Annotated in this window: 12 protein-coding genes; 10 read left to right on the top strand and 2 right to left on the bottom strand. The window is 46.1% G+C overall.

Annotation, left to right across the window (positions count from 1 at the left end; translation table 11 throughout):
- Positions 1 to 69: 69 nt before the first annotated feature.
- The 6 genes from MKY92_RS17010 to MKY92_RS16985 all read left to right on the top strand — a co-directional run bounded on the left by MKY92_RS17010 (position 70) and on the right by MKY92_RS16985 (position 7,102).
- Positions 70 to 1,008: a sugar-binding transcriptional regulator gene (locus MKY92_RS17010; protein WP_339301825.1), complete on the top strand. Its 939-nt coding sequence runs from the start codon at positions 70 to 72 to the stop codon at positions 1,006 to 1,008.
- Positions 1,009 to 1,221: 213 nt separating this feature from the next.
- Positions 1,222 to 1,872, top strand: coding sequence for a deoxyribose-phosphate aldolase (deoC, locus tag MKY92_RS17005; RefSeq protein WP_339301823.1), 651 nt, complete (start codon positions 1,222 to 1,224; stop codon positions 1,870 to 1,872).
- Between the two features lie 231 nt (positions 1,873 to 2,103).
- Positions 2,104 to 3,291, top strand: a complete 1,188-nt coding sequence (locus MKY92_RS17000) for a NupC/NupG family nucleoside CNT transporter (RefSeq protein ID WP_339297025.1) — start codon at positions 2,104 to 2,106, stop codon at positions 3,289 to 3,291.
- Between the two features lie 30 nt (positions 3,292 to 3,321).
- Complete coding sequence (gene deoB, locus MKY92_RS16995) at positions 3,322 to 4,500, top strand: phosphopentomutase (RefSeq protein ID WP_017688192.1); 1,179 nt, start codon at positions 3,322 to 3,324, stop codon at positions 4,498 to 4,500.
- A 136-nt stretch (positions 4,501 to 4,636) separates the two neighbouring features.
- A complete protein-coding gene (gene deoD, locus MKY92_RS16990; RefSeq protein WP_017688193.1) occupies positions 4,637 to 5,344 on the top strand; it encodes a purine-nucleoside phosphorylase in 708 nt (235 codons plus the stop codon).
- Between the two features lie 456 nt (positions 5,345 to 5,800).
- Entirely contained in the window at positions 5,801 to 7,102 is a 1,302-nt protein-coding gene (locus MKY92_RS16985; RefSeq protein WP_036613808.1) for a pyrimidine-nucleoside phosphorylase, read from the top strand.
- 125 nt (positions 7,103 to 7,227) lie between these two features.
- On the opposite strand, the gene MKY92_RS16980 is transcribed toward MKY92_RS16985, so the two are convergent.
- Together MKY92_RS16980 and MKY92_RS16975 are read right to left on the bottom strand one after the other, a co-directional pair.
- Positions 7,228 to 8,211: a TIGR03943 family protein gene (locus MKY92_RS16980; RefSeq protein ID WP_339297024.1), complete on the bottom strand. Its 984-nt coding sequence runs from the start codon at positions 8,209 to 8,211 to the stop codon at positions 7,228 to 7,230.
- Positions 8,212 to 8,293: 82 nt separating this feature from the next.
- Positions 8,294 to 9,328 (bottom strand): permease, encoded by a 1,035-nt coding sequence (locus MKY92_RS16975; RefSeq protein WP_339297023.1) that lies wholly within the window; start codon positions 9,326 to 9,328, stop codon positions 8,294 to 8,296.
- Positions 9,329 to 9,563: 235 nt separating this feature from the next.
- Between MKY92_RS16975 and rpmG the strand changes: the two genes are divergently transcribed.
- The 4 genes from rpmG to MKY92_RS16955 are packed head-to-tail and all read left to right on the top strand — an operon-like array spanning position 9,564 to position 12,422.
- Positions 9,564 to 9,713, top strand: a complete 150-nt coding sequence (gene rpmG, locus MKY92_RS16970) for a 50S ribosomal protein L33 (protein WP_036613813.1) — start codon at positions 9,564 to 9,566, stop codon at positions 9,711 to 9,713.
- A gap of 48 nt (positions 9,714 to 9,761) precedes the next feature.
- The gene (locus MKY92_RS16965) at positions 9,762 to 10,469 is read left to right on the top strand and encodes a metal ABC transporter ATP-binding protein (protein ID WP_339297022.1); all 708 of its coding nucleotides are present in this window, start codon (positions 9,762 to 9,764) and stop codon (positions 10,467 to 10,469) included.
- On the top strand, positions 10,415 to 11,314 hold the full coding sequence (locus MKY92_RS16960; protein WP_339297021.1) for a metal ABC transporter permease: 900 nt from the start codon (positions 10,415 to 10,417) through the stop codon (positions 11,312 to 11,314). Before MKY92_RS16965 ends, MKY92_RS16960 begins: the two co-directional genes overlap by 55 nt.
- Positions 11,301 to 12,422: a zinc ABC transporter substrate-binding protein gene (locus MKY92_RS16955; protein ID WP_339297020.1), complete on the top strand. Its 1,122-nt coding sequence runs from the start codon at positions 11,301 to 11,303 to the stop codon at positions 12,420 to 12,422. The genes MKY92_RS16960 and MKY92_RS16955 overlap by 14 nt, the downstream gene beginning before the upstream one ends.
- Positions 12,423 to 12,447 lie beyond the last annotated feature (25 nt).

The raw sequence follows: 12,447 nt of genomic DNA, 5'->3' as shown, positions 1-12,447 counted from the left end.
TGTATAATATATAGGACGAGTATTTATTTTCCAAAGACAATAGGATGAGTGAGATGAGCGCACATGGGAATGGACCTGGAGAAGCAACGATTAAGCATTGAAGCAGCGAAATTGTATTATCAGTCCGATTATAGCCAGCAGGATATTGCCGCAAGATTGGGCGTGTCGCGTCCAACCGTATCAAGGTTACTTCAGTACGCCAAAGATCGTGGATACGTCCGGATTGAAATTATGGACCCGCTGGAGGATATCGACATCATTGCCGGAGAACTTAAGTCGAAATATGATCTGGATACGGCACTTGTGTGTTTTGCCCCGTTGAAGAGTGATGAGGAAATACAGAAGCATATCAGCAAACGAGCAGCGGATTATCTTCAAGAGACGGTTCAGGATGCAGATATCATCGGGGTGACCTGGGGAACAACCATGCATGCCGTAGCACGCCAGCTTCGTCCCAAGCAGGTCAAAGGTGTCGAAGTCGTGCAATTGAAGGGGGGCGTAAGCCACTCCCATGTCAATACGTATGCTGCTGAGATTGTTCATTTGTTCGCTGAGGCATTCCATACGGTACCAAGGTATCTGCCGCTGCCTGTTATTTTCGACAACATTGAAGTGAAAAACATGGTGGAAGCGGATCGGCATATCGGAAGAATCGTGGAACTTGGCAGACAGGCCAACATTGCTTTGTTTACCGTGGGTACTGTGAAAGAAGATGCATTATTGTTCAGGCTCGGTTACTTTAATGAAGAAGAGCAACAATTGCTGATGAACTCCGGCGCAGGTGACATTTGTTCACGTTTTTTCGACGCGGAAGGTCAGTTGATCAGTGAAGAGATTAACAGCAGAACCGTTGGAATTGATCTTGCCGAGTTGAGAAATAAGGAAAAATCAATTCTTGTTGCCGGAGGACAACGCAAAATTGAAGCCATTCACGCCGCGCTCAAAGGCCATTACGCAAATATTCTGGTCACGGACCAGTACACAGCGCAGGCATTACTTCGATATTAATTTCAAATGGATATGGATGACAACATCTGCCACGCAAAAAGGGCGGATGTTTTGCTTTTTTAGGCAGAAAATATAACGAAGAAGAAATATAAGTGTAACCGTGAACAAAAGTTCAAGTTGATTTTTACATATGTTCATGTTAGTGTAAGGGTATAGAAAATAACTAGTTCAGATAAGGGAGAGATTCAATTGACTACACCACAATTAGCTAAAATGATCGACCATACGTTGCTTCGTGCGGACGCAAAGCAAAGTGAAATGGCCAAGTTAACCGAAGAAGCGAAGCAATATCAGTTTGCTTCCGTATGTGTTAACCCAGGCTGGGTTGCTTATGCTGCTGAGCAGTTGCAGGGTTCTGGCGTAGATATCTGCACCGTTATTGGTTTCCCTCTGGGGGCATCTACATCGGAGACAAAAGCTTTCGAAACGAAAGATGCGATTGCTAAAGGTGCAACTGAAGTCGATATGGTCATCAACATCAGTGCTTTGAAAGATGGCAAAGATGATTTCGTTGAACAAGATATTCGTGCTGTTGTTGAAGCGGCTGCGGGTAAAGCTTTGGTGAAAGTTATTATTGAAACTTGTCTGTTGACGGATGAAGAGAAAGTACGTGCTTGTCAGGCAGCTGTGCGAGCTGGAGCTGATTTTGTTAAAACTTCTACAGGTTTCTCCACAGGTGGAGCAACGCCAGAAGATATCGCTTTGATGCGTCGTACGGTAGGTCCTGATGTTGGCGTTAAAGCTTCCGGTGGCGTACGTAGCCTGGAAGATATGCAGAAAATGATCGAAGCGGGTGCGACTCGGATCGGTGCAAGTTCTGGCGTTAAGATTATGCAGGGTGGTCAGTCTACATCTTCTTATTAAGCAAAAGCATCTTATCAAGAAAAAAGCTTAATAAATAAAAGTAATATTATATTCTCTGTACTTGGGCGTTCGACTCAGGTACAGGGAATACAACTTACACTTATATTTTAAATAACGGAACTAATTGTAAGCGCTTCATAAGTTTTCTGAAAGATTACTGATAAGAATGCTTAAGAGCCCTTTGAGCTGAATTTTCACATCCGGCTTAACTACCTTCAAAGGAGAAATCAAATGAAATTTCTAATTGCCATTATCGGCTTACTCGTTGTTTTTGGACTGGCTTATATCGCAAGCAACGGCAAAAAGCAGATTCGTTACCGGCCGCTGGCTATCATGATTGTTTTGCAAGTTATACTAGCTTATGCTCTGTTGAATACAGGAGTGGGTACTTTTTTAATTGGCGGTTTTGCGACCGTATTTAAAAGTTTACTCGACTATGCGAATGAAGGTATCGCATTTGTATTTGGGGGTTTGACTACCGTAGGTGCCGAAAGCGGGGGAACACCATTTTTCCTCAGCGTATTGATGCCAATCGTTGTCATCTCTGCACTCATTGGGATACTGCAGTATATCCGAATCTTACCTTTTGTTATAAAATATATTGGTCTGGTATTAAGCAAAATCAACGGAATGGGCAAACTGGAATCATATAACGCGGTTGCTTCGGCTGTATTGGGGCAATCTGAAGTGTTCATTTCTGTGAAAAAACAAATTGGGTTGTTGCCAAAACATCGGCTGTACACCTTGTGTGCTTCGGCGATGTCCACGGTATCGATGTCGATTGTTGGTGCTTATATGACCATGATCGAGCCGAAATATGTGGTTACAGCTCTTGTACTGAACCTGTTTGGCGGATTTATCATTGCTTCGATCGTTAACCCTTATCGGGTGACGGAAGAAGAAGATATATTGGAAGTGCAGGATGAAGAGAAACAATCGTTCTTCGAAATGCTTGGCGAGTACATCCTGGATGGATTCAAAGTTGCTATCATCGTAGCTGCGATGTTAATCGGTTTTGTTGCCTTGATTGCACTTGTTAACGGAATTTTCAGCGCGGTGCTTGGCATTTCGTTCCAGGAGCTACTTGGTTATGTGTTTGCACCATTTGCCTTCATCATGGGTGTTCCATGGAAAGAAGCGATTCAGGCAGGAAGTATTATGGCAACCAAAATGGTATCCAACGAATTCGTAGCTATGCTTAATTTGAAGGAGACTGCAATGTCTGCCAGAACAACGGGTATCGTATCTGTCTTCCTCGTGTCGTTCGCCAACTTCTCCTCCATCGGTATCATTGCTGGTGCGGTGAAGGGACTCCATGAGAAGCAAGGTAATGTGGTCGCCCGCTTCGGTCTGAAACTGCTTTACGGTGCTTCGCTTGTCAGCGTGCTGTCAGCGATCATTACTGGACTGTTCTTGTAAGCTGGATTATTTGGAAGGAGTGCTTAAGTTATGTCAACATTCAAAAGAGTACATCTGATTGTTATGGATTCTGTAGGGATCGGCGAAGCGCCGGATGCAGCAGAATTTGATGATTTTGATGTAGATACCTTTGGTCACATTGCACGTGAACGCGGGGGTTTGAAAATGCCTCACATGGCCAGTCTCGGACTGTCTAACATCAAAGAAATCGAGGGTGTCCCTGTAGCGGATGCACCTAAAGCGTATTACACCAAGATGCAGGAAGCATCCAGAGGCAAAGACACAATGACAGGTCACTGGGAGCTAATGGGTCTTTACATTGATACACCTTTCCGTGTGTTCGAGAATGGTTTTCCCGATGAGTTGATTCAGCGCATTGAAGAGAAAACGGGCCGCAAAGTAATTGGTAACAAACCGGCCAGCGGCACGGAAATTCTGGATGAGCTGGGTGCAGAGCATGTTGAAACTGGCGCGCTCATCGTGTACACATCTGCGGATTCGGTTCTGCAAATTGCAGCACATGAGGACGTTGTTCCACTGAAAGAACTGTATGAGATTTGTGAGTTCTGCCGTGAGATTACACTTGAAGATCCATACATGTTGGGCCGCATTATTGCACGTCCATTTGTAGGAGAAGCGGGTAACTGGAAACGTACTGCGAATCGTCATGATTATGCACTCAAACCTTTTGGTCGTACGGTTATGAATGAACTGCAAGATGGTGGATTTGATGTGATTGCTTTGGGCAAAATCGCAGATATCTATGATGGCGAAGGTGTAACCAAGGCTGTTCGTACCGTCTCTAACATGGATGGTATGGACAAGTTGTCTGAAACGATGGATGAAGAATTCACTGGACTCAGCTTCCTGAACCTGGTTGATTTTGATGCCCTGTACGGTCACCGTCGTGATCCGCAAGGTTATGCTCAGGCACTTGAAGACTATGATGCACGGCTGCCAGAGATTTTTGCCAAAATGACCAATGATGATCTGCTGCTGATCACAGCTGACCATGGTAACGATCCAACATACCGTGGTACAGACCATACACGTGAATATGTACCACTTCTTGCCTACTCACCGCGCTTCAGCGAGGGCAAAAAGCTTGATCTGCGCAGCACATTTGCTGACCTTGGCGCAACCGTAGCTGAGAACTTTGGAGTGAAAATGCCGGAATATGGTACCAGCTTCCTGAAGGATTTGAAATAAGTTAATTTTAGGTAACCGAAACTTTAGGGATTTAAGTTTTCTTTCAAAAATGGATGAGGGATGTCGGAGTAGTTGAGGCTGCTCCGGTTCCTGTCATCGTAATAGAGATAAACATATAACTGGAGGAGATTCATTCATGAGTACACATATTGGAGCAAAACCCGGAGATATCGCAGAAACGATCCTATTGCCAGGGGACCCTTTGCGCGCGAAGTATATTGCAGATACGTACCTTGAAGATGTTGTATGTTACAACGAGGTTCGTGGAATGCTCGGTTACACAGGTACATATCAAGGACACCGGATTTCGGTGCAAGGTTCAGGAATGGGTATTCCGTCCTTCGCAATCTATGCTAACGAATTGATCAGCGAATATGGCGTGAAAAACCTGATTCGTGTAGGTACTTGTGGCGGTATGCAGGAGCATGTACGTGTACGTGACGTTATCCTTGCACAAGCAGCATGTACAGACTCCAGCATGAACAAACACGTATTCGGTGGATATGACTTCTCGCCAATCGCTACCTTCTCCCTGCTGAAAGAAGCATATGACCGTGCAACAGCTAAAGGTATGAAGATTCACGTCGGTAACGTGTTCAGCTCCGATTCTTTCTACCGCGATGACCGTTCCGTTACCGAGAAGTTGATGAAACACGGCGTACTCGGCGTAGAGATGGAAACAACAGCACTGTACACCATCGCTGCCAAGTTTGGTGTTAACGCACTGACCATCCTGACGGTAAGTGACCACTTGCTGACAGGCGAAGAAACATCTGCCGAAGAGCGTCAAAAAACGTTCAATGACATGATGGTAGTTGCCCTGGACACAGCAATCACACTGTAATTGTTATTCATAATCATTTGATTTAACTTTTGTTTTAGCACGGAGTGAAGGACCCGGAATTGATTCTGAAGAAGCGTTAGCGTTCGCCTTTGTCTCCGAGTTTTCTCCATTGCAAATGGAATAAAAAAAAACTTGGAGACAACAGCGATCTAAGGAACGATCCGGAGCCGGAACGAATTAACATCAAATGTTGTATAAGATGACAACAGATGTTGTTGTATTTTATATTCATAATCATTTGATTTTAATCGAAACTTTTGTTTTAAGCACGGAGTGAAGGACCCGGAATCGATTCTGAAGAAGCGTTAGCGTTCGCCTTTGTCTCCGAGTTTTCTCCATTGCAAAATGGATCAAAAAAACTTGGAGACAACAGCGATCTAAAGAACGATCCGGAGCCGGAACGAATGGTGCACAAAGTGTTCTATACAATCAATACACACATAAGGAGAGATCATCATGAGAATGGTAGACATTATTGCCAAGAAACGCGACGGAAAAGAACTGACAACTGCTGAGATTGATTTTGTTGTTCAAGGATACACACAAGGAGAAATTCCGGACTATCAAGTCAGCGCTTGGGCGATGGCAGTATTTTTCAAAGATATGACAGACAAGGAACGCGCCGATCTGACTATGTCGATGGTGAATTCCGGTGAAACGATTGACCTGTCCGCTATCGAAGGCATCAAAGTAGACAAGCACTCCACAGGAGGAGTGGGCGATACAACAACACTGGTACTTGCTCCGCTTGTTGCTGCGCTGGATGTTCCTGTTGCCAAAATGTCCGGACGTGGACTTGGTCACACGGGTGGTACAACAGACAAGCTGGAATCCGTTGCTGGTTTCCACGTAGAGCTTGAAAAAGAAGAGTTCATTCGTCTCGTAAACGAACATAAGGTTGCAGTTATCGGACAAAGTGGTAACTTAACGCCTGCAGACAAAAAGCTCTATGCACTGCGTGACGTAACAGCTACCGTTAACTCCATTCCACTGATCGCCAGCTCCATCATGAGTAAGAAAATTGCAGCAGGTGCAGATGCAATCGTGTTGGATGTTAAAACGGGTGCTGGTGCATTCATGAAAACAACGGAAGATGCTAAAGAATTGGCACATGCCATGGTAAGCATCGGTAACAATGTTGGCCGTAAAACGATGGCTGTTATCTCCGATATGTCCCAACCACTGGGTCTGGCGATTGGTAACGCACTTGAAGTGAAAGAAGCCATCCTCACACTGCAAGGTAAAGGTCCAAAAGATCTGGAAGAACTGTGTCTGGCTCTTGGACGTCAGATGGTATTCCTTGCTGGCAAGGCAGATTCCTTGGAGCACGCTGAGGAGAAATTGAAAGAAGTGATCCAGAACGGTAAAGCACTGGAGAAATTCAAAGATTTCCTGGCAAACCAAGGCGGAGACGCTTCGGTTGTAGATCATCCAGATCGTTTGCCACAAGCACAATATCTGGTTGAAGTCCCAGCAGACAAAGACGGCTATGTTGCCGGAATCGTCGCTGACGAAATCGGAACGGCAGCAATGCTGCTTGGCGCAGGCCGTGCAACAAAAGAGTCTGAGATCGATCTCGCAGTTGGTCTGATGTTGAACAAAAAAGTCGGTGACCCAGTCAAAGCTGGTGAGTCCCTCGTAACGATCCATGCCAATCGTGAAGACGTAGCAGACGTCATCGCGAAGATCAAAGAAAACATTACGATTGCGGATCATGCCGATGCTCCTGTATTGGTTCATGATATCGTTACGGAATAATACAATCAGAGCAGACGAGATGTAATCTCATATCTGACTGAACATGAAAGCCCCAAAGCGATGTAATCCATCGTTTGGGGCTTTTTTTCCGTTGAGGAGCCAGTAGTTACTACTACTACTAGCAACTACTGGCTCTTTATTTTCTCATACGCCATCACCGAGTCCGCATTGGTGTAAATATAAGGCGTGGATGGCTCGGCTACAGGTGTCACCTTTCTGGCGCGAATTTCAATCGTATCCTCACCGTTCACCTGTGCAGAGCCAATGCTGCCATCAATTTGCACCCAGCTGTCTGTAGGGAAGCTATCCGCTTCTGGGATGTGAATCATTACGCCAAAGGGAGCCGCATCAGCAGGGCAACACATGACGAGAAACCGTCCCAGTGCAAAATGTGATTCATGATCCATGCTTTTGTCCCGATAAACGAACCCGGTTAAGGAGATATCTTTGCCTGCAAATTGTCGCTGGAACATATCGATCGTGCCGAGGGTTTCAGAGAAGATCTCGGGATAGACTCGGATAACCTGTTCTGCATACAACTTCTCCGCCAGTTCAGCGAATTCACGGCTATACTCGTCAGGGGGAATGAATTGTACTTTGGTGGCCGATGCAGGCTGAACGGTCGTTGATTGTTGTGTGAGATCTTGTACATTCAATTGCGTTGTCGGATCAGGCAAAGGTTCTTTGCGACGAATCTCGGGAGGGGCATAGGTGAGAGACATGCCTTTCTGACTGGCCATGGAGCTGCCGAGAGCCCGATCAGGTAACAGAAATCCCAGTAACAGGGGTATAGCAATCAGACCATACACCAACGAGCTGCGTAGGAACCCCGAAGGTGGTGGATGCTCACAATCGCAATGAACCTCGTTTCTACTGAACAGTCCATGCCAGGCCATGATAACAGCAATAAACAATAAGGGAACGGGGCAGCATAACAGCAGTTTTTGCATCGTGGGTGCCAGATAATAATGAAGCGAATCACTTGAATTCAAGTGAATAATGTACACTGCCACCCCGCCAATCCAGCCCGCACGGATCAGGTTATGCCATTGAATGATGTGTGATCTTGGAACGGGAGGTTTGGTCATCGTATAGACCGTGTGATTCATAACATCACCTCATTTCTATTAATCGTAAGGATGAAAGTTCATGGGATTAACTATTCAGGTCATGAAGTATGTTGCTCAACCTTTATACCAGCAGATTAATCAACCACGAGCCGGCGAAGACGAGCGTGATAATGGCTAGACTTAGACCAATAACAAATCGGGTACGGAAGGTCGAGAGTAGCATCAGGGTGCTTTTAAAATCCAGCATTGGACCAAGCACAAGGAAGGATACCAGCGGCCCCAGTGCAAACGTATGTGAGAACGCAGAAGCAACAAAAGCATCAGAAGTAGAGCAGAGAGACAGTACATAAGCAAATCCCATCATGAACACGTAAGAGGCAACAGGACCATTGCCAAGTGAGACCAGATCGCTGCGGCTAATGAATGTCTGGATGCAGGCTGTAATCAAGGCACCGATCACCAGATATTTGCTCATATCGACGAATTCGTCTCCGGCATGAATGAAGAAGCTACGCCAGTTTTTTACATGGTTATGATCATGTGCATTTGCGTGCGCGTGAGGTTGCGCCATTTTAAAACCAGGATGTGTCTTAACTTCTGTCACTGCGACTTTTGGCATCCGAAGGGGATTTCGACGAACAAACACATACACAAGCATGCCTATGGAAGCTGCTACAGCAAAGGCCAGTACCATTCGCGCAATGGTAATCTCAGGATGGGAAGGAAAGGCGAGCAAGGTTGCGGTAAATACGATGGGATTGACTACGGGACCACTCAAGATGAACGTCACTGCGATATAGGAAGGCATGCCTTTGTGCATCAACCTTCTCACTACCGGGATCATGCCACATTCACAAATGGGAAAAATAATACCGAGCAACCCTGCAACCAGCACACCGCCGATCGGATTCTTGGGCGTGAGTTTACGGACCATTTCTTCGGATACGAACCACTGCATGAGCGAGGACAATAACACACCCATGAGTAGAAAAGGTGCGGCTTCAAGAAAGATACCTATGAATACGGTTTTCATATTTTGCAAAGCTTCACTGTTCCATGCTTCCTTCAGGTCTGGAGCCATTGTGATCAACACGGGAACAAGAAATGCACAAGGGATCAGGAAGGACAGGAGCTTCAAATTGGCTGCCATTTTCATGAAACAGACCTCCACAACTAGGACTTTGCTAAAATATATGCTTGTACGTGCAGCAACATACATCATTCCTGTGTTCTAATCAACATTTTTACGATTAATCAAGATTCTTCATCCATATGTAGAACTGGCGTGAACTTGAATGTTCATTTTCCGGCGTGGAGTTGACAAAAGAAAAGCTATAGACTAATATCATTAAATAGTAATGATTACGATTAAATAAGAGGAGGCAACAACCATGAGAGTCATTGTAACTTTAGCCTGCACCGAGTGCGGGGACCGCAACTATACAACAACCAAGAACAAACGTAACCATCCAGAGCGTCTGGAGATGAAGAAGTACTCACCTCGTTTGAAGAAGATGACAATTCACCGGGAAACACGCTAAATTTTTTGTTCATTTTAAATCGTAATATTTACGAAAAGAGGGAGTGGCATGATACTATCTTCCATGCGTGATGTTGTATTCGGATATGGCAAAGAGCCGGTCATTGATCAACTGTCGCTAGATATCCATGTGGGAGAGTTCATAGGCATTACTGGCCCTAATGGTTCAGCCAAAACAACCCTGTTAAAGCTGCTGCTGGGGCTGTTGAAGCCCTGGAGCGGCACGATACATATGAGTCCACTGTTGAAACGTGGGAACACATCCAATATCGGTTATGTGCCCCAGCAGGTGGCATCGTTTAATAGTGGATTTCCCAGCACGGTGAACGAACTGGTCCGATCCGGATGTTATACCAGACTGGGACTTTTTCGCAGATTTACATCGGAACAGGATGCCATCGTTGAACGCAGTTTGCGTGAGGTCGGCATGTGGGAATATCGGAATACACGTGTTGGTGAGCTGTCCGGTGGACAGAAACAGCGGATCTGTATTGCCAGAGCCATGGCTGGGCAACCGCAGGTTCTGGTACTTGATGAGCCGACAACGGGAATGGACCGACGAAGCCGAGAGGGCTTCTACGATCTGATGCGCCATTATGCGGATGTTCATGGATTAACGATTATTATGGTTACTCACGGGCTGGAAGAAATGGGAGATCGATTGGACCGTACCATTACCCTGGAGCGGCAAGAAAGTGAGGAATGGCAGTGTTTGAGTACGAGTTCATGCAACGTGCTTTCTGGGCAGGTGGACTGATTGGGGTCGTAGCTCCGATCCTGGGTGTCTATCTGATGCTCAGAAGACAGGTTCTTATGGCAGACACGTTATCCCATGTCTCACTCGCAGGGGTAGCGCTAGGTTCGGTTATGAATCTTAATCCGGTCATCTGCGGGTTCGCCATTGCCATTATCGGTGCATTACTGGTTGAACAACTGCGTCGAAGTTACCGAACCTATAGCGAGGTTCCTGTTGCAATCATCATGACTTCGGGGTTGGCTCTTGCGGTGGTATTGATGAGTCTGAAAACGAATCTCTCCAAAACATTCAGCTCATACTTATTTGGATCAATTGTCGCGGTTAGCGATATGCAGTTGTGGATGATGGCAGGTGTATGTGTCACGGGATTGCTATTTTTCATCATTCTCCGAAGACCGCTCTATAGCTTTACGTTTGATGAAGAGACAGCTTCCATTGGGGGCGTTCAAGTGAAAGGATTATCGTTTGCATTTGCCATTCTGACAGGAATGACTGTAGCATCAGCCATGCCGATCGTCGGTGTGCTACTGGTGTCTGCTCTCATCGTATTGCCCGCTGCCTTGGCACTCCGAGTATCTCACAGTTTTACAGCAGCCATGATCGTCGCTGTAATCACGGGGGTAATCGGTATTCTTAGCGGACTGACAACATCTTACCATCTAAATACACCACCGGGAGGAACGATTGCGCTCATCCTGTTGGTCTTCCTATTGACTGGAATATCAGCGCAAAAGCTGATTGCACGATACAACCGCAAGCGTCACCGTAAAGAGAGAAATCAACAAGAACAACGAGCAACGATAGTTATCCATTCAAGGAGGAATACATCACATGAAATTCAGTAAAAAAACAGCGCTCGGACTTTTATTCAGTCTGACCCTTATCGTCGCAGGTTGCGGACAGAAATCCGCTTCCGATACCAGCACAGCTCCGACGGGCGCTCCCGTTCCAGCCGAGACGGAAACCACAAAATTAAACGTGCAGGTTAGTTTCTACCCCATGTATGAATTCACTAAAAATGTAGCAGGCGACCTAGCGGATGTACATACGCTCGTTCCAGCGGGTATGGAGCCTCATGATTGGGAGCCAACACCACAGGACATTGCCAGCATTGAGAAAGCGGATGTGCTTGTATACAACGGTGCCGGTATGGAATCATGGATGGATCAGGTCACCGGAAGCCTGAGTAACACTTCACTCATTCAGGTGGAAGCAAGTAAGGGCATCAACCTGCTTGAAGGTGGAGAGCATGATCACCATCATGAAGATTCAGAGGCAACAGAACATGAACACGATCATGACCATGCGAATGAAGCGACTACAGAAGAACAGGATCACGACCACGATCATGCAGATGAAGCGACTACAGAAGAACACGTCCACGATCATGACGCCGAGGCAGAAGCAGGACATGATCACGATCACGGGGGACTGGATCCCCACGTATGGCTGTCACCTGCATTGGCTGTCAAAGAAGTGCGCAATATTGAAGCAGGTTTGGCGCAGGCTGCCCCCGAACATGCTGAACAGTTCAAACAGAATGCAGATGCTTACATTGCTCAACTGGAGTCACTGGATCAGGACTTCAAGGTGGCTGTGACAGATAGCAAACGCAAGGATTTTATCACACAACATGCTGCATTTGGTTATCTGGCACAGGAATACGGATTGCAGCAGGTGCCTATCGCAGGATTGTCTCCTGAGCAGGAACCTTCGGCAGCGCAGATGGCATCTGTCATTGATTTTGCCAAAGAGCATCAGGTGAAGACGATTTTCTTCGAAACACTGGTTTCATCCAAAGTGTCCGAGACGATTGCAAGTGAAGTGGGAGCTACGACGGCTGTATTGAACCCGATTGAGGGACTTACCGAGGAAGAAATGTCGGCGGGAATGGACTACATTAGCGTGATGAAACAGAATCTGGAGGCACTGAAACTGGCGCTGAACGAATAATAAAAGATCAATTTGATGCCTGTCA

This window comes from Paenibacillus sp. FSL R5-0623 (genome assembly GCF_037974265.1).
Classification (GTDB): Bacteria; Bacillota; Bacilli; order Paenibacillales; family Paenibacillaceae; genus Paenibacillus.
This window is presented reverse-complemented; position numbering and strand designations above follow the sequence as displayed.

Coding starts and splice junctions, on each gene's coding strand:
- MKY92_RS17010 (WP_339301825.1), top strand. CDS start 70: ATGGACCTGGAGAAGCAACGATTAAGCATTGAAGCAGCGAAATTGTAT.
- deoC (WP_339301823.1), top strand. CDS start 1,222: ATGATCGACCATACGTTGCTTCGTGCGGACGCAAAGCAAAGTGAAATG.
- MKY92_RS17000 (WP_339297025.1), top strand. CDS start 2,104: ATGAAATTTCTAATTGCCATTATCGGCTTACTCGTTGTTTTTGGACTG.
- deoB (WP_017688192.1), top strand. CDS start 3,322: ATGTCAACATTCAAAAGAGTACATCTGATTGTTATGGATTCTGTAGGG.
- deoD (WP_017688193.1), top strand. CDS start 4,637: ATGAGTACACATATTGGAGCAAAACCCGGAGATATCGCAGAAACGATC.
- MKY92_RS16985 (WP_036613808.1), top strand. CDS start 5,801: ATGAGAATGGTAGACATTATTGCCAAGAAACGCGACGGAAAAGAACTG.
- MKY92_RS16980 (WP_339297024.1), bottom strand. CDS start 8,211: ATGAATCACACGGTCTATACGATGACCAAACCTCCCGTTCCAAGATCA.
- MKY92_RS16975 (WP_339297023.1), bottom strand. CDS start 9,328: ATGAAAATGGCAGCCAATTTGAAGCTCCTGTCCTTCCTGATCCCTTGT.
- rpmG (WP_036613813.1), top strand. CDS start 9,564: ATGAGAGTCATTGTAACTTTAGCCTGCACCGAGTGCGGGGACCGCAAC.
- MKY92_RS16965 (WP_339297022.1), top strand. CDS start 9,762: ATGATACTATCTTCCATGCGTGATGTTGTATTCGGATATGGCAAAGAG.
- MKY92_RS16960 (WP_339297021.1), top strand. CDS start 10,415: ATGGCAGTGTTTGAGTACGAGTTCATGCAACGTGCTTTCTGGGCAGGT.
- MKY92_RS16955 (WP_339297020.1), top strand. CDS start 11,301: ATGAAATTCAGTAAAAAAACAGCGCTCGGACTTTTATTCAGTCTGACC.